The 19,417-nt window shown below is 75.6% G+C and carries 20 protein-coding genes, 1 tRNA gene and 2 pseudogenes; 16 read left to right on the plus strand and 7 right to left on the minus strand.

Annotated features, from left to right (window positions below; all coding sequences use genetic code 11):
- Window positions 1-14: 14 nt before the first annotated feature.
- The 3 genes from C6N75_RS04170 to C6N75_RS30445 all read right to left on the minus strand — a co-directional run bounded on the left by C6N75_RS04170 (window position 15) and on the right by C6N75_RS30445 (window position 1,368).
- On the minus strand, window positions 15-512 hold the full coding sequence (locus C6N75_RS04170; protein WP_105867471.1) for a phosphoribosyltransferase: 498 nt from the start codon (window positions 510-512) through the stop codon (window positions 15-17).
- A 3-nt stretch (window positions 513-515) separates the two neighbouring features.
- Entirely contained in the window at window positions 516-1,091 is a 576-nt protein-coding gene (gene dcd / locus C6N75_RS04175) for a dCTP deaminase (RefSeq protein WP_105867472.1), read from the minus strand.
- 103 nt (window positions 1,092-1,194) lie between these two features.
- On the minus strand, window positions 1,195-1,368 hold the full coding sequence (locus C6N75_RS30445) for a hypothetical protein (RefSeq protein ID WP_181160334.1): 174 nt from the start codon (window positions 1,366-1,368) through the stop codon (window positions 1,195-1,197).
- A gap of 143 nt (window positions 1,369-1,511) precedes the next feature.
- Between C6N75_RS30445 and C6N75_RS04180 the strand changes: the two genes are divergently transcribed.
- Window positions 1,512-1,582: transfer RNA gene (locus C6N75_RS04180), tRNA-Gly, on the plus strand.
- Window positions 1,583-1,655: 73 nt separating this feature from the next.
- Window positions 1,656-1,862, plus strand: a pseudogene (locus tag C6N75_RS04185) (DNA-binding protein); the annotation flags it as partial.
- A gap of 137 nt (window positions 1,863-1,999) precedes the next feature.
- Here C6N75_RS04185 and C6N75_RS04190 read toward each other — a convergent pair.
- Window positions 2,000-3,018 (minus strand): annotated as a pseudogene (locus C6N75_RS04190) (hemolysin family protein).
- Between the two features lie 165 nt (window positions 3,019-3,183).
- Window positions 3,184-4,245, minus strand: coding sequence for an alpha/beta hydrolase family protein (locus C6N75_RS04195; protein WP_105867473.1), 1,062 nt, complete (start codon window positions 4,243-4,245; stop codon window positions 3,184-3,186).
- A 101-nt stretch (window positions 4,246-4,346) separates the two neighbouring features.
- On the opposite strand from C6N75_RS04195, the gene C6N75_RS04200 reads away from it, so the two are divergent.
- The 9 genes from C6N75_RS04200 to C6N75_RS04240 all read left to right on the plus strand — a co-directional run bounded on the left by C6N75_RS04200 (window position 4,347) and on the right by C6N75_RS04240 (window position 13,515).
- The gene (locus C6N75_RS04200) at window positions 4,347-4,976 is read left to right on the plus strand and encodes a GNAT family N-acetyltransferase (protein WP_105867474.1); all 630 of its coding nucleotides are present in this window, start codon (window positions 4,347-4,349) and stop codon (window positions 4,974-4,976) included.
- On the plus strand, window positions 4,973-5,926 hold the full coding sequence (locus C6N75_RS04205) for a PaaX family transcriptional regulator C-terminal domain-containing protein (RefSeq protein WP_105867475.1): 954 nt from the start codon (window positions 4,973-4,975) through the stop codon (window positions 5,924-5,926). Before C6N75_RS04200 ends, C6N75_RS04205 begins: the two co-directional genes overlap by 4 nt.
- Before the next feature lie 10 nt (window positions 5,927-5,936).
- Window positions 5,937-6,881, plus strand: a complete 945-nt coding sequence (gene sigJ / locus C6N75_RS04210) for an RNA polymerase sigma factor SigJ (protein WP_105867476.1) — start codon at window positions 5,937-5,939, stop codon at window positions 6,879-6,881.
- A 129-nt stretch (window positions 6,882-7,010) separates the two neighbouring features.
- Window positions 7,011-8,219: an NAD(P)/FAD-dependent oxidoreductase gene (locus C6N75_RS04215; protein ID WP_105867477.1), complete on the plus strand. Its 1,209-nt coding sequence runs from the start codon at window positions 7,011-7,013 to the stop codon at window positions 8,217-8,219.
- Window positions 8,220-8,473: 254 nt separating this feature from the next.
- Window positions 8,474-10,174 carry a SpoIIE family protein phosphatase gene (locus tag C6N75_RS04220; protein WP_105867478.1) on the plus strand — a complete coding sequence of 567 codons (1,701 nt, stop codon included), beginning with the start codon at window positions 8,474-8,476 and terminating at the stop codon, window positions 10,172-10,174.
- A 224-nt stretch (window positions 10,175-10,398) separates the two neighbouring features.
- Window positions 10,399-10,602, plus strand: coding sequence for a cold-shock protein (locus tag C6N75_RS04225; RefSeq protein WP_105867479.1), 204 nt, complete (start codon window positions 10,399-10,401; stop codon window positions 10,600-10,602).
- A gap of 408 nt (window positions 10,603-11,010) precedes the next feature.
- Entirely contained in the window at window positions 11,011-12,576 is a 1,566-nt protein-coding gene (locus C6N75_RS04230) for a DEAD/DEAH box helicase (RefSeq protein WP_105867480.1), read from the plus strand.
- Between the two features lie 61 nt (window positions 12,577-12,637).
- Complete coding sequence (locus C6N75_RS04235) at window positions 12,638-12,949, plus strand: SCO5918 family protein (protein WP_105867481.1); 312 nt, start codon at window positions 12,638-12,640, stop codon at window positions 12,947-12,949.
- A gap of 194 nt (window positions 12,950-13,143) precedes the next feature.
- On the plus strand, window positions 13,144-13,515 hold the full coding sequence (locus C6N75_RS04240) for a MerR family transcriptional regulator (RefSeq protein WP_105867482.1): 372 nt from the start codon (window positions 13,144-13,146) through the stop codon (window positions 13,513-13,515).
- Between the two features lie 18 nt (window positions 13,516-13,533).
- Here C6N75_RS04240 and C6N75_RS04245 read toward each other — a convergent pair whose 3' ends face one another.
- A complete protein-coding gene (locus C6N75_RS04245; RefSeq protein WP_105867483.1) occupies window positions 13,534-13,872 on the minus strand; it encodes an ANTAR domain-containing protein in 339 nt (112 codons plus the stop codon).
- A gap of 248 nt (window positions 13,873-14,120) precedes the next feature.
- Here C6N75_RS04245 and C6N75_RS04250 point away from each other — a divergent pair, with 248 nt between their 5' ends.
- The 5 genes from C6N75_RS04250 to C6N75_RS04270 all read left to right on the plus strand — a co-directional run bounded on the left by C6N75_RS04250 (window position 14,121) and on the right by C6N75_RS04270 (window position 18,756).
- A complete protein-coding gene (locus C6N75_RS04250; RefSeq protein ID WP_105867484.1) occupies window positions 14,121-15,074 on the plus strand; it encodes a helix-turn-helix transcriptional regulator in 954 nt (317 codons plus the stop codon).
- A gap of 460 nt (window positions 15,075-15,534) precedes the next feature.
- Entirely contained in the window at window positions 15,535-16,497 is a 963-nt protein-coding gene (locus tag C6N75_RS04255) for an acyl-CoA dehydrogenase family protein (protein WP_181160335.1), read from the plus strand.
- On the plus strand, window positions 16,494-17,273 hold the full coding sequence (locus C6N75_RS04260; protein WP_258177216.1) for a PIG-L deacetylase family protein: 780 nt from the start codon (window positions 16,494-16,496) through the stop codon (window positions 17,271-17,273). Before C6N75_RS04255 ends, C6N75_RS04260 begins: the two co-directional genes overlap by 4 nt.
- A 95-nt stretch (window positions 17,274-17,368) precedes the next feature.
- Window positions 17,369-17,971 (plus strand): class I SAM-dependent methyltransferase, encoded by a 603-nt coding sequence (locus tag C6N75_RS04265; RefSeq protein WP_105867485.1) that lies wholly within the window; start codon window positions 17,369-17,371, stop codon window positions 17,969-17,971.
- On the plus strand, window positions 17,968-18,756 hold the full coding sequence (locus tag C6N75_RS04270) for a glycosyltransferase (protein WP_105867486.1): 789 nt from the start codon (window positions 17,968-17,970) through the stop codon (window positions 18,754-18,756). Before C6N75_RS04265 ends, C6N75_RS04270 begins: the two co-directional genes overlap by 4 nt.
- On the opposite strand, the gene C6N75_RS04275 is transcribed toward C6N75_RS04270, so the two are convergent.
- Window positions 18,720-19,406, minus strand: a complete 687-nt coding sequence (locus C6N75_RS04275; RefSeq protein ID WP_258177217.1) for a sigma-70 family RNA polymerase sigma factor — start codon at window positions 19,404-19,406, stop codon at window positions 18,720-18,722. The two genes, C6N75_RS04270 and C6N75_RS04275, sit on opposite strands and share 37 nt — an antisense overlap.
- Between the last annotated feature and the right edge of the window lie 11 nt (window positions 19,407-19,417).

Here is a 19,417-nt window from a genome sequence, read left to right on the forward strand (position 1 = left end):
CCCGCCTCAGGCGGTCAGGCGTCCAGCACCTGGCCCTCGCGGCGCACCACGGGCTTCTCGGTGCTCCAGGGGAAGTTGATCCACTCGTCGGTGCGCTTCCACACGTACTCGCACTTCACCAGCGAGTGGGACTTCTCGTAGATGACGGCCGAGCGCACCTCGGCGACCGTGCCGAGGCAGAAGTCGTGCACCAGCTTCAGCGTCTTGCCGGTGTCGGCGACGTCGTCGGCGATCAGCACCTTCTTGTCGGAGAAGTCGATCGCGTTGGGCACCGGCGCCAGCATCACCGGCATCTCCAGCGTCGTCCCCACCCCCGTGTAGAACTCCACGTTCACCAGGTGGATGTTCTTGCAGTCCAGCGCGTACGCCAGGCCGCCGGCCACGAAGACGCCGCCGCGGGCGATGGAGAGCACGATGTCGGGCTCGTAGCCGTCGTCGGCGATGGTCTGGGCGAGCTCGCGGACGGCGCGGCCGAAGCCCTCGTAGGTCAGGTTCTCGCGTACGTCACTCATGGCTCACACCTGGGTCCGATGGAATTTCTGGAAGGACCGCGAGGCGGTCGGCCCCCGCTGGCCCTGGTAGCGCGAGCCGTAGCGCTCGCTGCCGTACGGGTGCTCGGCCGGTGAGCTGAGCCGGAACATGCACAACTGCCCGATCTTCATGCCCGGCCAGAGCTTGATCGGCAGCGTGGCGAGGTTGGACAGCTCCAGCGTCACGTGCCCGGAGAAGCCGGGGTCGATGAACCCGGCGGTGGAGTGCGTCACCAGACCGAGGCGGCCGAGGCTCGACTTGCCCTCCAGCCGGGAGGCGATGTCGTCCGGCAGCGAGATCACCTCGTACGTCGAGGCGAGCACGAACTCCCCCGGGTGCAGGATGAACGCCTCGTCCCCCTCCGGCTCGACCAGCCGGGTGAGGTCGATCTGCTCGACGGCCGGGTCGATGTGGGGGTACCGGTGGTTCTCGAACACCCGGAAATAGCGGTCCAGCCGGACGTCGATGCTGGACGGCTGCATCATGGACTCGTCGTACGGGTCGATGCGCACCCGTCCGGCGTCGATCTCGGCCCGGATGTCCTTGTCTGAGAGAAGCACCCGTCGAGGATACGGGCCCGGGAAACCCGAAGCGCGCGGGCCCGCCCCCACCGGGGCCGCCCCGCGCGCCGACGGTCACTTCCGGCCCGGTCGACCCGGCGGCCTACCGCCGCTCGTGCCCCACCGGCACGGCGTGCCGCAGCCGCGCGCACCGCGGACACCGAAGGAGCCGCCCGGGCCCGATCCGGTCCGGCCCGAGCTGCTGCATCGGGAACGTCCCGGTGCTGAACACGTGCCCCTCGGCACAGCGGACGACGGTGCGGTGCATGGAGTCCATCAAGTCCCTTCCCCACTAACGCCTGGACGAGACCGCCACAGTAGGGGAAGACGACGACACCGCCCGCATGCGGCGCGCACGCGGGCGGAAGGTCATGGGGTAGAGTGAACGACGATGCGACACCGGGCCTCCGGACGCGTCGCGCGGGTGTAGTTTAATGGTAGAACATGAGCTTCCCAAGCTTAGAGCGCGAGTTCGATTCTCGTCACCCGCTCCGTAGCGAAGCCCCAGGCCAGTGGCCTGGGGCTTCGTTGTTGTATAGACCTCTCGAAGGTCGCATGCCATGCGTCAAGGTGGAACCGGTCACCGAGCAGGCGGCGATAGCGGCGGCTGGGCTTCTCAATGGCGCCGGACTGCGCGGGCACAAGTACGCCATCGGCGCCACGGTCGCCGAGCTCGCGCTCCGCCAGCCGAGACCCGTCGCCGTCCTGACCTCCGACGGCGACGACATGACCAGGCTCTGCGGCAAGCAGGTCCGCGTCATCCCTGCCTGACCCGCCGGCCCAGCCCCGGACACACCCCCGGGGCAGGGCGGGCAGCCGCGGTCAGGAACAGCCTCCGTACCCGGAGGATCCTCGTCACCCGCTCCGTGAAGAAGCCCCACGTCGCGGATGTGGGGCTTCGTCGTCGCCTACGGGGAGTGCGGTCCCATGATGCGGATCAGCAGGTCGTCCAGGCTGACGAGGCCGGTGAGGGCGCCTTGTTCGTCGCGTATGAGGGCGAGGGAGGCCCGGCGCTGGCGGAGTTGTTCGACCGCGTGGGAAACGGTCGTGGTGGTGGCCAGTTCCGGCACCGGGCGGGCCAGGTCGCGTGCGGTGAGGGCTCTGCCGCGGGCGCGGGCGACGAGCGCGTCCCGCGTGTGGACCGAGCCGACGAAGCGGTCGCCGTCGCGGACCAGCAGGCGGGAACGATCGACCTCGGAGGCCCTGGCCAGGAGCGTGTCCAGGTCGGCGGCGGCCTCGACGGCGACGATGTCGGCGGCCGGCGTCTGGAGTGCGGACACCGGGGTCAGGGGCTCGGTGAGGGAGCGGGTGATGAGCTGGGAGTCCGCCGTGTCGATCAGGCCGAGCCGCTCGGACTCCGCCACGAGGTGGGTGAGTTGTTCGCGGTTGTGGACGGTGGCCAGTTCGTCGCGGGGCTCGACCCGGCACATCCGCACGAGCGTGTTGCTGATCTTGTTCAGGATCCAGATCAGCGGACGTACGGCTGTGACCAGGGCCCGGAACGGCGGAGTGAGCAGCATGGCCGAGCGCTCGGGGTGGGCGATGGCCCAGGATTTCGGGGCCGTCCACCGAGGACCATGTGCAGGAACACCACGATGATCATGGCGACGGCGAAGGCGATGCCGTAGCTGAGAGCCGTGGACAGGCCCAGCTCGACCAGAAGAGGGTCGAGCTCGTGGGAGATGGCGGGCTTGGAGATGGCTCCGAGGCCGAGGGTGCACAGGGTGATGCCGAGCTGGGCGCCCGCGAGCATCGGGGAGAGCTCGCGCATGCCGGCGAGCGCGGCCTTGGCGCCGCGGCGCCCGTCCGCGACGGCCTTCTCGACGCGATGGCGCCTGGCGGCGACGAGCGCGAACTCGGCGGCGACGAAGAACCCGCTGCCGATGAGCAGCAGGACGGTGACGACGAGCGCGACGGGGAAGCTCATGCCGGTGCCTCCGCGGCTTCGGACGGGGCCTGTTCGAGCCGCACGCGTTCGGGGACGTGGCGGTCGAGGCTCAGGACCTCGATGCGGAGAGGCCCCCGGTGCGCGGCTGTCCGGTGGGACCGACGCCGACGCCCGCCGTCGTCGCGCTGCGCCGGCCGGAACCGGTCACCCTCCCCGGCCCTCGGACAGGAAACGTCGCTGGTCGTCCAGGAAGCCCTCGGCGAAGAGGGCCCGAGGCCGGCAGAGCGCGGTCATCGTCAGGCGCAGGGGTGAGCTTTCCACGTCGTGTCGGAGCAGGGCGTGGGTGGCGTCGGGGTAGTGGGCGACCCGGAGCTTCGGTCCGGGCAGCAGGCGGCGGTAGGCGGCCTCGGTTTCGGCGGTGTCCACGTTCACGTCGTGTCCGGCGAGGACCAGCAGGACGGGGACCCCGCGCAGGGCGGGCAGGTCGGCGCTCGCGTCGGCGGTGTGGTTCCGGGAGACGAACCGCCAGCGGGCGGCCGTCATGCCCTGCGGGTCCCCGACCACCCGCAGGTACTCCTCGTACGCGGCGTGCCGCGCGAGCAGCTTCAGCCCGGTCTCGCGGCGGCGCAGGGCGGTGGCGACCTCGGCGTCCGAGGCGCCGTCACGGCGCAGCTCGGCGAGGAGGTTGTAGCGGCCCTGCCGATGCCAGTTGACGGCCGGGGAGACGGCGATGGCGAACCGGATGCGGCCGTCCTCGGCGGCGATCTTGGGCAGCACCCAGCCGGCCTGGCTGGCGCCCCACAGGCCGATACGGTCACCGTCGACGTCCGGCCGCCGCCGGGCCCAGGCGATCGCGTCGACGGCCTCCCGGGCCCGGTCGGCCATGGTCTGGTCGAGCCAGTCGCCCGGCGCGCCGGCCACGCCCGGCTTGTGCCAGGACAGCGAGGCGTACCCGGCCCGGGCGAACGCCTCCCACATCGGCCGGTAGAAGGTCTCGTGCGTGGCGTCGACCGGGCCGTCCCCGTGCACGAAGACCACGAGCGGGAAGGGGCCCTTCCCCTGCTCGGGCAGGGCCAGCACGCCGTGCAGGGTCCGGCCGCCGTGCCGTACGGTCACCGCCTCTTCGCGCAGGTCGTAGGTGTTCTGCCAGACCACCAGGCCACCGAGGCCGGCGGCCGCGACCACCAGCGCGGACAGCGCCGCGAGGACGGCTCGCACCACCCGGCGGCGGCGCTCGGATGACGCGCTCGCTGATCTCGTGGACATCGATTCCCCCGGGATTGCGTGAGCTGAACTATCGTTTCACATACGAGCGTAATATGTTCGTACGTTAGTGGACGCGGAGAGCGGCGGGACGAGGAGGAGACATGGACGCGGCAGCCGGCATCAGACGCGGCGTGCCCCCGGGGGCGGAGGAGCGGGTGGCCGAGCTGTACTGGGACGCCTTCGGCCGCAAGCTCGGGGCCGCCCTGGGACCGGCCGGACGGGGCCGGGCCTTCATCGCGCGCCATCTGCACCACGACCGCGGCGTCGTCGCGCTCGCCCCGGGCGGGAGCGACGTCGTGGGCGTGGCCGGCTACCGGCTCGGTGGTCGCGGCCTGACCGGCGGCGGCGTGCGCGACGTGCTCGCCGGCTACGGACTCCTCCGCGGCCTGCCGCGACTCGCCGTGCTGGCGCTGCTGGAGCGGACCCCCGGACCGCGGGAACTCGTCATGGACGGCATCGCCGTCCACCCCGACCACCGGGGTACGGGCATCGGCGGGCTGCTGCTCACGGAGATCGCCGCCGTCGCCGCCGCGCACGGGTGCGCACGGGTCCGCCTGGACGTCGTGGACGTCAACCCGCGTGCCCGAGCGCTGTACGAGCGGCACGGCTTCACCGCCGTGCGCACCGAGCGGACGCCGTTCCTGCGGGGCCTGATGGGCTTCGGCGCGGTGACGACGATGCACCGGACGGTCCCGGCGGGCCCGCACGGCGGAGAGGACCGGCGACGATGACCGACGAACCCGCGGCGACCGCCCCGGCGCCCCGTACGCCCGGGATCGGCACCCGGACCCTGGTCTTCGCCCTCGTCCGCGAGGACGGCACGGTCGACGCGGGCGAGCTGTACGCCGTCGCCGAGTCCCTCGGCATGACCGACCAGCAGGTCCGGCTCTGCGTCAGACGGCTCGTCGCGGAGGGCCGGTTCGTCCACGAGGGGCGCGGCCGCAAGGCACTCCTGTACGCCACCGCCGACGCCACGGGCGCCATCGCACCGGACGTGGAGTACGTCCGCCACGCCTACCGGCAGGACCAGGGGCTCGCTCCCTGGGACGGGACCTGGCACCTGCTGGCCTTCGCCGTCCCCGAGACCGCGCGGCAGGCCCGCGACACTCTGCGCGACACCCTCCTGCACCTCGGCGCGGCTCCCCTCCAGGGCGGGCTCTACGTCAGCGCCAACGCCGTCGGCGACACCGTCGAGGCCCACGCGCGCCACTTGTCCGTCCTGCCCTCCCTCACCCGTCTCACCAGCCGCGACCTGCGGGTCGGCGGGGAGTCCGACCCGGCCCGGATCGCCGCCCTGCTCTGGCCGCTCGACACGATCGCGGAACGCCACGAGGCGCTCGCCGCGCTCGCCGCGGACCACCTGGCCCGGGTGTCCGGCCCGGACCGCCTCACGGACACCGAGCGCCTGACGTACGCGGTCGAGCTGGCGGCGTCCTTCACCACCGCCATGACGCCCGACCCGCTGCTGCCCCCCGAACTGCTCCCCCGGCCGTGGCCCGGCGCCCGCGCCCGCGCCCTGGCCGCGCAGTGCTGGCAAGCCCTCTGCGACGAGGACGACCGGCGGCCCGGCCGCCCGCGCCTGTTCCGCCTCTACGCCGACGCGCTCACCCCGTCGCCGCCCACGGCCCCCCTCCCCGCGGAAGGCGACTCGGGCCTCCGCCAACCGTCCCCGCGCGCCTAGGATCACGGGCATGGCCCTGACCGAGCGTGATGTGGATCGGTTCGAAGCTGCCCGGCCCCGCCTGGCGGCGATCGCCTATCGGCTGCTCGGGGCGTCGGGGGACGCCGAGGACGCGGTGCAGGAAACCTATCTGCGCTGGCAGGCGGCGGACGTGGGGCGGATCGAGTCGCCTGAGGCGTGGCTGACCAAGGTGCTCACCAACTGGTGCCTCAACGTGCTGACGTCGGCGCGGGTGCGGCGGGAGACGTATGCGGGGCAGTGGCTGCCCGAGCCGCTGCTGGCCGGGGACCCGATGCTGGGGCCGGCGGACACGGCCGAGCAGCGGGACTCGGTGTCGTACGCCGTGCTGGTGCTGCTGGAGCGGTTGTCGCCCAAGGAGCGGGCGGTGTACGTGCTGCGCGAGGCGTTCGGGCACGCGCACCGGGAGATCGCCGGGATCCTGGACGTGAGCGAGGCGGCCAGCCAGCAGATCCACCACCGGGCCAGGAAGCGGATCGCCGAGGGCCGGGCGCGCATGGAGGTCGACCGGTCCGCCGCCCGGAGGATCGTCGAGGAGTTCCTGGCGGCGGCGACCACGGGGCGTACCGAACCCCTCGTGGCGCTGCTCACCGAGGACGCCGTCGCGATCGGCGACGGCGGCGGGAAGGTCCCGGCGCGGGCGAAGGCGTTCGAGGGCGCGCGGGCCGTCGCCACGTTCCTGCGGGGGCTGTTCAGGCCCGGACAGGCCAAGCGGGCCATCGTCGGCGGGGTGCCCGAGGTCTACGCCGCGACCGCCAACGGCGGGCCCGCTTTCGTGGTGGTGGTGGACGGGCGGGTGGTCGGGATCGCCTGCCTGGAGGTCACCGCGGAGGGCATCGCCGCCGTCCGCAGCCAGGTCAACCCGGACAAGCTCGTCCGGGCGACCGAGCGCTGGGCGGCGGTGGGGGCGGGCGAGGTTCCTTTCGTCAGGCTCTGAGACGGCGGGGTCCGAGCTCGAAGGTGACGTGGATCACCGGCGTGTGCTGTCAGGAAGCGCGGGGCTGTCCGGTTCAGGGGGCGTGAGCACGCCGGACCACGGCGGCCCCGCGCAGACAGGAGCACGGACATGCAGCACCGCATCGTCGTTCTCGGAGCCGGCTACGCCGGAGCCGTCGCCGCCGGCCGCCTCGCCCGGCGGCTGCACCGCGGGGACGTCGCCCTGACCCTCGTCAACGCCGAGCCCGACTTCGTCGAGCGGGTCCGGCTGCACCAGCTCGCGGCGGGTCAGGACCTCACGCCCCGGCCGCTGGCGGAGGTGTTCGCCGGCACGGGGGTGGCGGTGAGGGTCGCGAAGGTCACCGGAGTGGACGTGGAGGGCGGGAGGGTGGCGCTCGCCGCCGTGGACGGGCGCGAGGGGACCGAGGAGGAGCTGGCGTACGACACGCTGGTGTACGCGCTGGGGAGCGGGTGGGACGACGGGGGCGTCCCCGGCGTCGCCGAGCACGCCCACGACGTCTCCGGACGGGCCGGCGCCCTGCGGCTGCGCGAACGGCTGGCCGCGCTGGCCGCCGGACGGCCGGTGGTCGTGGTCGGCGGCGGTCTGACCGGCGTGGAGGCCGCGACCGAGATCGCCGAGGCCCGCCCGGACCTCGACGTCGCCCTGGTCGCGCGCCGCGGCCTCGGCGACTGGCTCTCCGGCAAAGGCCGCGCCCACCTGCGCAAGGCGGTGGACCGGCTCGGGATCACGGTGCACGAGCACACGGCGGTCGGCGCCGTGGCGGCGGACGCGGTGACGACCGCCGACGGCCGGACGATCCCCGCCGACGCCACCGTGTGGACCACCGGCTTCGCCGTCCACCCGCTCGCCCGGGCCACCGCGCTGGAGGTCGCCGACCGCGGCCGGATCGTGGTCGACCCCACGATGCGCTCGGTCTCCCACCCGCAGGTGTACGCCGTCGGCGACGCGGCGACGGCGATCGGCCCGGGCGGCAAGCCCCTGCGCATGTCCTGCGCCTCGGGCGTCCCCATGGCCTGGCAGGCCGCCGACGCCATCGCCGCCCGGCTCACCGGAACCGAGGTCCCGAGCCTCTCCATCCGGTATGTCCAGCAGTGCGTCTCGCTGGGCCGCATGGACGGCCTGATCCAGTTCGTGACCGCGGACGACCGGGCGGTCGACCGGGCTCTGACCGGCCGCCTGGCCGCCCGCTACAAGGAGCTGATCTGCAAGGGCGCGGTCTGGGGCGTGCGCCGGCCGACCCTGGGCCTGCCAACGCGGCGCCGCCGGGTCGTACGGCAGGAGGCCCCGAGCCGCGCGGGAGCACAGGCGGCGGTCTGACCGGGGCGGGGCGCGAGTCGGCGGCCGGACCGCCCGGCGGTGCCGCCGGGTGCGGTGCCGCCGCCGGGCGGTCCGGGCGGTCGGCCGGTACGGCGGCCTCCCGGAGCCGACCGGGCCAGGCTGCGGCGTACGGCCGTACGGATGTCCCGGAGCGGCGGTGCGGGCCGCGCCTCGCCGTGCCCGCCCCGTGCCCGTGAGGGCCGATCACCTCGAACGCCAGAGGCGGGCGGGCGCCGCCGGGCAGAATACGGAAGGTGGAGAACCACCCGGAAAGGGACGCCGCGGCGGGCCCGGAGAGGGCGCTGGCGACGGCGCTGTTCGAGGCGGCCGGCGCGGGCGTCTACGCGGTCGACGGCCGGGGCCGTGTGATCGCGTGCAATCCATGGGCCGAGCGGCTCCTCGGCTATGCGCCCGGCACGCTGAACGGCGTCGACGCGCACGCCGTGCTGCACCCGGCGCAGGCCGCGGGGATGCCGGGTCAGCCGCCCGTCCCGGCCGAGGTCGAGGCGGGGCGGCGGGTCAGCGGCGACCGGGCGGTCCTGCTGAGGGCCGACGGCACCCCCCTCCAGGTGTGGTGGACCGCGGCGCCGCTGCCGGCCGGACCGGGCCACGGCGAGGGCGCCGTGGTCGTCTTCCACGACGCCTCCGCCCAGCGCGCGCGGGACGAGCGGCGCGCGGACCGCTACGCGCACAGCGAGACCATGCGCGAGCAGGCCGAGTACGACCTGGCCGAGGTCACCTGGCTCGGCGAGCTGACCCTGGCCATGGTCAGCACGCTGGACGCCGACGAGGCGCTGAGGCGCCTGGTGCGGCAGTTGGTCCCGCGTCTCGCGGACACCGCCGTGATCGACCTGGCCGAGGGGCGCGGACGCCGCCGGGTGGCCTGGGCCCACCACGCTCCCGGCGTGCTGCCGGAGGCGGCCGGCGAGGCCGGGCGGCTTGCGGACCACCCCGGCCACGCCGAGGCGCTGCGCCGGGTGCTCGACGGCGGCGGGACCCGGTACCTGCGCACCCTGGCGCAGGGCCCGCCGGCGGCGCGCCCCGACCTGATGCACGTGGTGGAGGCGCAGGAGGCGCTCGTCGTGCCGCTGCGGCTGCGCGCCACCACCTACGGGGCGCTGACGCTGACCCGCGCGCCCGCCGGCCCGCCGTTCAACGAGGCCGACCGGGTGCTGGCCGAGGAGGTCGCCCGCCGCACCGCGCTCGGCCTGGACAACACCCGGCTGCACGCGGCCCAGGCCGACATCGCGGCCACCCTCCAGCGGGCCCTGCTCACCGACCTGCCGGAGGTGACCGGCCTGGAACTGGCCGCCCACTACGAGCCGGCCCAGCAGGCGGCCGAGGTGGGCGGCGACTGGTACGACGCCTTCCCGCTGGGCGGCGGCGACCTCGCCATGGTGATCGGGGACGCCACCGGGCACGACATCCAGGCCGCCTCCCGGATGAGTGAGCTGCGCAACATGCTCCGCGCGCTGGCCGTCGACCGCCCGGAGGAGGCGCCCGGTCGGATCCTGCGCCGGCTGGACGCCGCCCAGGCGCGGCTGACCCCCGGCGAAGCCGCCACCGCCGTCCTGGCCAGGCTGCGCCGCCCCGTGGAAGGGGGCTGGGACCTGGAATGGTCGGTCGCCGGCCATCCGCCGCCGCTGCTGATCGGCCCCGAGGGCACCGCCGCCTACCTCACCGGCGCGCACGCGATGCTCCTCGGGGTGCGCCCCGCCGCCGAACGGCCCACCGCCCGCGTCCGCCTGCCCGCGAACGCCACGCTGCTGCTCTACACCGACGGCCTGGTCGAGTCGCGCGACCAGGCGCTGGACACCGGCATGACCCGGCTGCGCCAGCACGCCGCGACCCACCGCCACCTCCCGTTGGACCGGCTCTGCGCCAAGCTGGCCCACGACCTCGGCGACAGCCGCGACGACATCACGGTCATCGCCGCCCGCACCCCCGCCGGCTGAATAACGATATCTACTGCGGCGGGAACAGAATTGTTCGCCGCAGGAGGCAGGCATTCGCCGGCCGGCCTGCCGGACGTCCGGAAATCACGTTCCGTGGCGAGACGGTCGTGGTACGGTTGCCGTCAGTTGCAGTTGTGGTTGCCAGAGGTACTTTCCGACGGAAATCATCGCGGCGGCCGAAATCCACGCGGTGTGGATTTCGCACTTCGTTCCGAGGAGAGAAAATGGCTACTGGCACCGTCAAGTGGTTCAACAGCGAAAAGGGCTTCGGCTTCATCGAGCAGGACGGCGGCGGTTCCGACGTCTTCGCCCACTACTCGAACATCGCCACCCAGGGCTTCCGCGAGCTTCAGGAAGGCCAGAAGGTGAGCTTCGACATCGCGCAGGGCCAGAAGGGCCCGACGGCCGAGAACATCGTTCCCGCCTGACGCTGAGGCGTGCCGTACACGACTGGGGCCCGCACCTTGGGTGCGGGCCCCAGTCGCGTCACCCTCCGGGAGCCCGGCCCCGTCACGCCGAGGCGCCACCGCCGGCGGTCCCCGCGATCCGCACCGCCGGCCGGCCCGGGCAGGTAACCCCTCGCCCGCAGCCCCCTCACGCGGTGCACGGCGTCCCCCACCGGACGTCCGGCGCCCCCCCGACGGATCGCGCCCGCGGATCCGGTTCCGCCGCTTCGGCGTTCTGACCGTGCCGCGCCATCCGCTTCGGCCCCTCGGCCCGTGAACTCCTTTCCGGCCCGATACGCCGTCGCATTTCCCGGCCGTTTCCTCGACACGCTGCGCCTGCTTTCCGCGCGGCCCTTCCCCGGAAACGCGCCGAACCGAGGAGGGTTCCCTTTGGACCGCACACGCAGGAACGGCCGGCCCGCCCGCGCCGCCGGCACCACCCCCGCCGCCAGCGGCGCGTCCCGGTCGGGGCAGGGCGGCCGCCGCCGCGGCGCCCCCCGCGGCGGGCAGCGCCCCGCCGGCGCCCGCCGCCCGGCCACCGCGCCCGCGGAGTTCGCCCTGCCGGTGACCGAGACCCCCGCGCTGCCGCCGGTCGAGTCGTTCGCCGCGCTCGGCCTGCCCCGGCCGATGCTGGACGCGCTCACCGCGCAGGGTGTGACCGTGCCGTTCCCCATCCAGGCCGCCACCCTGCCCAACTCCCTGGCGGGCCGCGACGTCCTGGGGCGCGGACGCACCGGCTCCGGCAAGACGCTCGCCTTCGGGCTGCCGCTGCTGGCCCGCACCGCCGGCCGGAAGGCCGCGCCCCGGCAGCCGCTCGCGCTGGTGCTGGTGCCCACCCGCGAGCTGGCCCAGCAGGTCACCGACGCGCTCACCCCGTACGCCCGGCCGCTGCGGCTGAAGCTGGCGACGGTGGTCGGCGGGATGTCGATCGGCCGGCAGGCCGCCGCGCTGCGCGAGGGGCCGGAGGTCGTCGTGGCGACGCCGGGCCGGCTCAAGGACCTCCTGGCGCGCGGCCACTGCACGCTGGACCAGGTGGAGATCACCGTCCTGGACGAGGCCGACCAGATGGCCGACCTCGGCTTCCTGCCGCAGGTCACCGCCCTGCTGGACCTGGTGCGCCCCGACGGGCAGCGGATGCTGTTCTCGGCCACCCTGGACCGCAACATCGACAAGCTGGTCCGCCGCTACCTGACCGACCCGGTGGTCCACTCCACCGACCCGTCGGCGGCCTCGGTCACCACCATGGACCATCACGTGCTGCACGTGCACGGGCCCGACAAGCAGCGGGTGACGACCGAGATCGCCGCCCGCGACGGCCGGGTGATCCTCTTCCTGGACACCAAGCGCGCGGTGGACCGGCTCACCCGCAGCCTGCTGGCCGACGGGGTCAGGGCCGCCGCGCTGCACGGCGGCAAGACCCAGCCGCAGCGCACCCGCACCCTGGCCCGCTTCAAGGAGGAGCAGGTCACGGTGCTGGTGGCGACGAACGTCGCGGCCCGGGGCATCCACGTGGACGACCTCGACCTGGTGGTCAACGTGGACCCGCCCGCCGACCACAAGGACTACCTGCACCGGGGCGGCCGCACCGCCCGGGCCGGCGAGTCCGGCCGCGTCGTCACCCTGGTCACCCCCGACCAGCGGCGCGACGTCGCACGCCTCCTCGCGGACGCCGGGATCGACCCGGTGACCACGCAGGTCCGCTCCGGCGAAGCCGAGCTGAGCCGCATCACCGGCGCGCGCACCCCCTCCGGCGTCCCGGTCGTCATCCCGGCCCCGGCCCCGGCGCGGCCGGCCGCGCGGAAGGCCGCCTCCGCCTCCTCCGGCACGTCCCCGGACGGCTCCCGGGGCGGCTCCCGCGGCCGCGGCGGCCGCCGCACCGGCCGGGGACGGGCGACCGCCCCCGCGGCCCGCAACACCACCGGCCGGCGGCGCTCCGCCGGCGGCGCCGCGGCGTGAGCCGGCCCCCGACCACTCTTCCCGCCCACGCCAGGACCGTCCCCCTCACCCTGGAGACACCATGCGCTGCATCATCGCCCGCTTCCCGTTCGACCTGACCAAGGACGAGGTGACGGCGACCATGAAGAAGGTGAAGCCCGAGCCGCTCACCGGCGCCTACGTGACCATCGGCCGCCGCCACTTCCCCGTCATGCAGGTGGGCGAGGTCGTCACCCGCCAGGACCGGCGCGACTTCACCGCGGGCGAGGTCACCCGGGCCATGACCCGGCTCGGCTTCACCTGCCACGCCGCCGCTCCCGCGCAGCCCGCCGCGCCGGCGCTCACCCCGGTCGAGGAGGCGTCGCAACTGCTCGGCGGCCCGACGCCGGTGTAGCGGGGAGCGCGCGACCGGGCCGAGGCCCGTGACGCCGTGGACGAGGGGGCGACCGGAACACGCGGTCGCCCCCTCTCCGGCGTACGGGCTCCGTCCGCTCCCGGGCCGGGGCGGGGGATGGTGTTGAATTCCCTGCGGGCCCTGCCGCCGGACGGCCGCCGGGGCGCCTCCCCCGCGACGACAAGGAGGTGGGAATGCCGGCGGACTCCCCGCTCGACGACCGACTGGACGACGACGACTACCCCGCGTACACGATGGGGCGGGCGGCCGAGATGCTCGGCACCACCCCCGCGTTCCTCCGTGCCCTCGGCGAGGCGCGGCTGATCACGCCGCTGCGGTCCGAGGGCGGCCACCGCCGCTACTCGCGCTACCAGTTGCGGATCGCCGCCCGGGCCCGCGGGCTGGTCGACCAGGGCATGTCCGTCGAGGCCGCCTGCCGCATCGTCATCCTGGAGGACCAGCTCGAGGAGGCCCAGCGGGTCAACGCCGAGTTCCGCCGCGCGGCCCGCAACCGCCCGGACGACGACGCGGCCCCGCGGAAGCCCTCGGGCGGCGAGTCCGGCTGAGGCCGCGCCCGGGCGCGCTCACGGCAGGGCCGGGCCGCGTCCCAGGGGTCGCCGGGAGGGGGCCGCGTGCCGCTCCAGCGCGGCGTCCAGGTGGCGGCGGATCTCGGGCGGCAGCCAGGCGCGGTGCGGCCACTGGACGACGTGCTCCGCCACCTCGCGCAGCTTGGTGTTGGTGTGCTGGGACACCTCCTTGAGCACCTGCCAGCCGGTGGCGGGCAGCAGGCCGCCGTAGACCAGCACCACGCCGATCGCCTGGTCGATGACGGCGTGCGAGACGACGGCGCGGCGGAGCTGGAGGAGTTCCCGCTCCACGGCGGCGGCGGTGGTCGGGGCGGGCGGCTTCTCCGGCTCTGGCATCGGGGGTTCCTGTTCTCCTCGCGTCGACGACCCGGGGCGGTCACCCTCACGATGCCCCGAACGGGCGAGGGCAGTGGCCGGTGGGACGAACACTCGGCGTGCCGGAGGATCCGGCAAACGAAACGGCGCGCCGCCCCCGCTTGGGGCGCGTGCGTCAGGCGGGGCGCGAGGCGCGCGGAGGCATCCGGGCGTACGGTCGGGATACCGGGGCACAAGCGGTGGGCAGGGCGGCACCGGAGGCAATGCGCATGAGCACTCTTCGTTTCGAGAGCGACAGCCTGGAGGCGACCGAGGAGTTCATGTCGCGGGCGTACGCGCCCATGCGGATCGGCGGCCGGCCGTACGGCGCCCACACCCTGGTGGAGCGCACGACCGCGCCCGGCGTCAGCGTCGACAAGCTGGACCTCGACTACACGATGGCCTACGACGCGGGGGTGCTGGACAAGGTCGCCCTGCTGACCATCCACGCGGGCACCCTCACCGACACCACCGGCGGCCGGCACGAGGTCTACGGGCCCGGCGAGTCTTTCCTGGTCACCCGGCCCGACCGGCCCTACTCCGGGGAGGTCCAAGCCGCCCGCTACACGGTGACCATGTTCGACCCCTCGGTGCTCACCGAGGTGGCCGCCACCGGGGCGGGCGGCGGCCGCGGGCCGGTCGAGCTGACCGGGCACCGCGCCATCAGCCCCGCCGCCGGCCGCCGGCTCGGCGCCGCCATCGGATACCTGCGCGACCACGTGCTGACCGACCCGCAGGCCGGCGGACTGGTCGTCGCCACCGCCGTACGACATCTGGCCGCCGTCACCCTCGCGTCGCTGCCCAACACCACCATGGCCGAGGAGGAGCACCGGCTGGACAGCCGGGACGCCGGCACCGACACCCTGCGCCGGGCGATGGCCTACATCGAGGACAACGCCCACCGCGACATCAGCCTCGCCGACATCGCGGCCGCCGCGTTCGTCACCCCGCGGGCCGCCCAGTACGCCTTCCGCCGGCACGCCTCGACCACGCCGCTGGGCTATCTGCGCCGGGTGCGCCTCGACCGCGCCCACGCGGACCTGCGGGCCGCCGACCCCCGTACCGCGAGCGTCTCCGCGGTCGCGATGAGCTGGGGCTTCGTCCACCAGGGCCGCTTCGCGGCCGCCTACCGCACGGCGTACGGCGTACCGCCCTCGGCCACACTGCACGGGACCGAGCGTTGACCGCGACGGTATCCCCCGCAGGGCGCGCGGTGGCCGGAAAACGAAGACGGGAGCCCCGGGAGCGAAAGATCCGACACGGCGTACGCGGTGCGGATTTTCATCGGCGCGGGCCGGGGCACTGAGGAGCACCGAGCAGGTGAGCGGCCCGGCGGCGGGCGGCTGAGCAGGCAGGGCACGGAGTGCGGGGCTCGACGAGCAGGGCGCGAGCGCACACGGGACGCGCAGGGCGCAAGGCGCGGAGCGCGGAGCGCAGACAGGAGCAGTGCGAATGCGGGAAGCGACCAGTCCGTCGGCCGGGGGGACGGAGCCGGCGCGTGCCGGTGGGCCGGAGCGGGGTGAGGGGCACCCGCCGAGACGCCCGGAGGGGCGGTCGGACGACCGGTGGCCGGAAGGACGGCCGGACGAGCGGCCGGAGGGGGCGGCGGTCGCGTGGCGCGCGGGGAGGGAGTTCGCGCGGTATGTGGACGCGTTGGCGGTGGGCGCGGTCGAGTGTCCGCTGCCGGGCGGCGGCGGCACCGCCGCCCGGTTCGAGGAGCTGGCCGCGGTGGCCCGGGAGGACCTGAGCGTCGCCCGGCTGGTGGAGGGCCATCTCGACGCGGTGGCGATCCTCGGCGAACTCGGCGGACGGCCGGCGCAGCTGGGGCAGTACTGGGGCGTGTGGGCGGCCGAGCCGCCGGGGTCCGGGCTGACCGCGCGGCGGACCGCGGGCGGATGGGTGCTCGACGGCGTCAAGCGGTACTGCTCCGGCGCGCACACCTGCACCCACGCCCTGGTCACCGCGCTCGCCGAGGACGGGCGGCGGCTGTTCGCGGTGCGTACGGGGATTCCCGGCGCGGACGCGCGCGGGCCGGAGGACGGCTCCGGCTGCCGACCGGTTCCGGGGAGCTGGCGGGCGGTCGGCATGGCCGGCAGCGACAGCCCGGACGTGCGGTTCACCGCGGTGCCGGCCACCGAGGTGGGCGGGGTGGAGGCGTATCTGCGCCGGCCCGGCTTCCACCACGGCGGCGTGGGCGTGGCCGCCTGCTGGTACGGCGGGGCCCAGGCCGTGGCGCGGGTCCTGTTCGAGAAGGCGGGACGCGGCGAGGACTCGTTCACCGACGCCCAGGCCGGGGCGGTGCACCTGACGCTGTACGCGGCGGGGGCGGCGCTGCGGCAGGCGGCCGAGGAGATCGACGCCGACCCGCTGGACCGGGCCGGCGGCGCCGCGCTGCGGGCGCTGCGGGTGCGCGCCCTGGTGGCGCAGGCGTGCGCGGAGGTGCTGGACCGGGTGGGGCGGGCGACCGGCGCGGGGCCGCTGTGCCACGACCACCGCCATGCCCAGGCGGTCGCCGACCTCACCGTCTATGTGCGCCAGCACCACGCGGAACGGGACCTGGCCGCCTTGGGCGCGCGGGTGGCGCGCGGCGCGGGGGCGGGCGCGTGAGCGCGGGGCCGGCGGGCGCGGGCGTGAGCGAGGGCTACGCGGACGCGATCCAGGCGCCGGGGACGGACGAGGCGCGGTGGCGGGCCTGGGACGGCTGGGACCGGATGGAGCGGTACGCGCTGCCGGCGGCGGGCCGGGTCGTGGTGGTCGCCGCGCACCCGGACGACGAGGTGCTGGGGGCGGGCGGGGCGCTCGCGCTCCTCGCGGCGGCCGGCTGCGCGCTGACCGTGGTCTCGGTCACCGACGGCGAGGGCTCGCACCCGGGCAGCACCCGGATCACCCCCGGCCGCCTGGCCGAGGTGCGGGCCGGCGAGCTGCGCGCGGCGCTGGCACGACTGGGCGCGGGCGGCGCCGAGGTGGTGCGGCTGGGGCTGCCGGACACCGGGGTGGCCGGACACGAGGACGGTCTCGCCGCAGTCCTGGGCGACCTGCTGCCGGGCGCCGCGCTGTGCCTCGCGCCCTGGACCGGCGATGTGCACGGCGATCACGAGGCGGCCGGGCGGGCTGCGCTGGCGGCGGCGCGGGCGGCGGGCGTGCCCTGCCGGCTCTACCCGGTGTGGATGTGGCACTGGGCGACGCCGGGCGACCCCCGGGTGCCGTGGCAGCGGGCCGCGCGGATCGACCTGCCGCCGGAGGCGCTGGCCCGCAAGCGGGCCGCGGTCGAGCAGTTCGCCAGCCAGATCCGTCCGCTGGGGCCCGGTCCCGAGGACGCCGCCGTGCTGCCGCCGGCGGAGCTGGCCCACCACCTGCGCGCGGTGGAGGTGGTGTTCGGATGACGCGGCCCCCCACCCCGCCCGGCTCCCGGCCCGGTGCCGGTCCCGGTGCGCCGCCCGGCGCCCGGCCCCGTACCCCCGACGCGTACTTCGAGGACATGTACCGCGGCACGGAGGACCCCTGGCGACTGGCGGAGCGCTGGTACGAGCGGCGCAAGTACGACCTGACCGTCGCCGCGCTGCCGCTGCCGCGCTACCGGCGGGCCTTCGAGCCGGGCTGCTCGGTCGGCGAGCTGACCCGGCGGCTGGCCGCCCGCTGCGACGCGGTGCTCGCCTGCGACCGGGTGGAGTCGGCGGTGGAGACGGCCCGCGGCCGCACCCGGGACCTGCCGAACGTGGAGGTGCGCAGGCTGCTGCTGCCCCAGGAGTGGCCGGACGGGTCCTTCGACCTGGTGGTGCTGTCGGAGCTGCTGTACTACCTCGACGCGGCCGCGCTGGACGGGCTGCTGGCACGGGCGGTGGCGGCGCTGGAGCCGGACGGCACCCTGGTCGGCGTGCACTGGGACCACCCGGTTCCGGACCATCTGACCACCGGGACCGGCATCGCCCGCCGGCTCGCCGAGGAGCCCGGACTCGCCCTGGCCGCCGACCACCGCGAGGAGGACTTCGTCCTCCAGGTGTACCGGCGCACCGGCCCGGACGGCCGCCCGCCCCGCTCGGTCGCGGCCCGGGAGGGCCTCACCCCGGAGAGCCCGGCGTGAGCACGGCCGCCGCCCCGGAGCCCGCCGCCGCCCCTGATCCCGGTGCCGTCCCGGGGTCCGGCGCCGCCCCGGGGCTTGGCGCCGTCAGCACCGCCGTGGTCGTCATCCCGGCCCATGACGAGGAGGCGCTGCTGCCGGCCGCCCTCGACGCCGTCGCCGCGGCGGCCCGCCACCCCGGTCTGGCGGGGGTGGCGACGGTGACCGTGGTGGTCGCCGACGCCTGCCGGGACCGCACCGCGGCGCTGGCCCGGCGGGCCGGGGCGCAGGTCGTCACCACCGACTGCCGCAACCCCGGCGCGGCCCGGCACGCCGGCGTCCGCCACGCGCTCGACCGGTACGCCGGCGGCGGCGAGGACGTGTGGGTCGCCACCACGGACGCCGACAGCACGGTCCCGCCGAGCTGGCTGGCGTACCAGCTCGACCGGGCCCGCGAGGGCTGGCAGGCGGTGGTCGGCACCGTCGTCCTGCCGGCCGCCTCCCCGCTGGCCCTGCCGCACCGGGAGCTGTACGAGGCGACCCGGCCGCCCGGCGGCGGCGACTGGCGTCACCCGCACGTCCACGGGGCCAGCCTCGGCGTGAGCGCCGCCGCCTACCTCGACGTCGGCGGCTTCCCCCCGCTCGCGGTGGGCGAGGACCGGGCCCTGGTCGAGGCCCTGGAGCGGCGCGGCCACCGGGTGCTGCGCACCGCGCACCAGCCGGTGCTCACCTCGCCCCGGCTGCGGGCCCGGGCCCGCGGCGGCTTCGGCGACTACCTGGCCGCGATGCCGCTGCGCACCGGCGGCTGACCGGCCGGGCGCAGCCGCCGGGGGGCGGGCGGCGGCGCGGGGGCGGCCGGCTCGGGCGGGTCGCGGAGGAGGTCGACGAGGGCGGCGCGGGCGCGGGCCACCCGCGAACGGACCGTGCCGATCGGGCAGTCGAGGGTGCGGGCGGCCTCGGCGTAGGGCAGGCCGAGGAGTTGGGTGAGCACGAACGCCTCGCGCCGCTCGGCGGGGATGACGGCCAGCAGTTCGGCCAGCGCGACGCCGTCCTCGAAGCCCGGGGTGCGGGGCTGGCGGCGCTCGGCCAGGAGCTGCCAGTCGTCGCGGTCGGACAGCCGGGGGCGGGCCGCGGCGTGGCGCAGGCTGTCCACCACGGTGCGCCGGGCGATGGACAGCAGCCAGGTGCGGGCGGAGGAGCGCCCCTCGAAGCGGTGCAGGCTGCCGAGCGCGCGCAGGAAGGTCTCCTGGGTGAGGTCGTCCGCGGCCTGGGCGTCGGCGCTGAGGTAGGCGACATAGCGCCAGACGTCCCGGTGCAGGGAGCGGACCAGTCCCTCCACCGCGACCGGGTCGCCGTCCCGGGCGGCGAGCGCCATCCGGGTGACCGCCTCGTGGGGAGCCGGAAGCCTCGGAGGGGATGCGGATGTCGAGGCGGAGGCAGGAGGTCTGGGGGCGGGGATCGGAGCGCGGG

The sequence above is a fragment of the Streptomyces solincola genome (assembly GCF_002982015.1).
Classification (GTDB): Bacteria; Actinomycetota; Actinomycetes; order Streptomycetales; family Streptomycetaceae; genus Streptomyces; species Streptomyces solincola.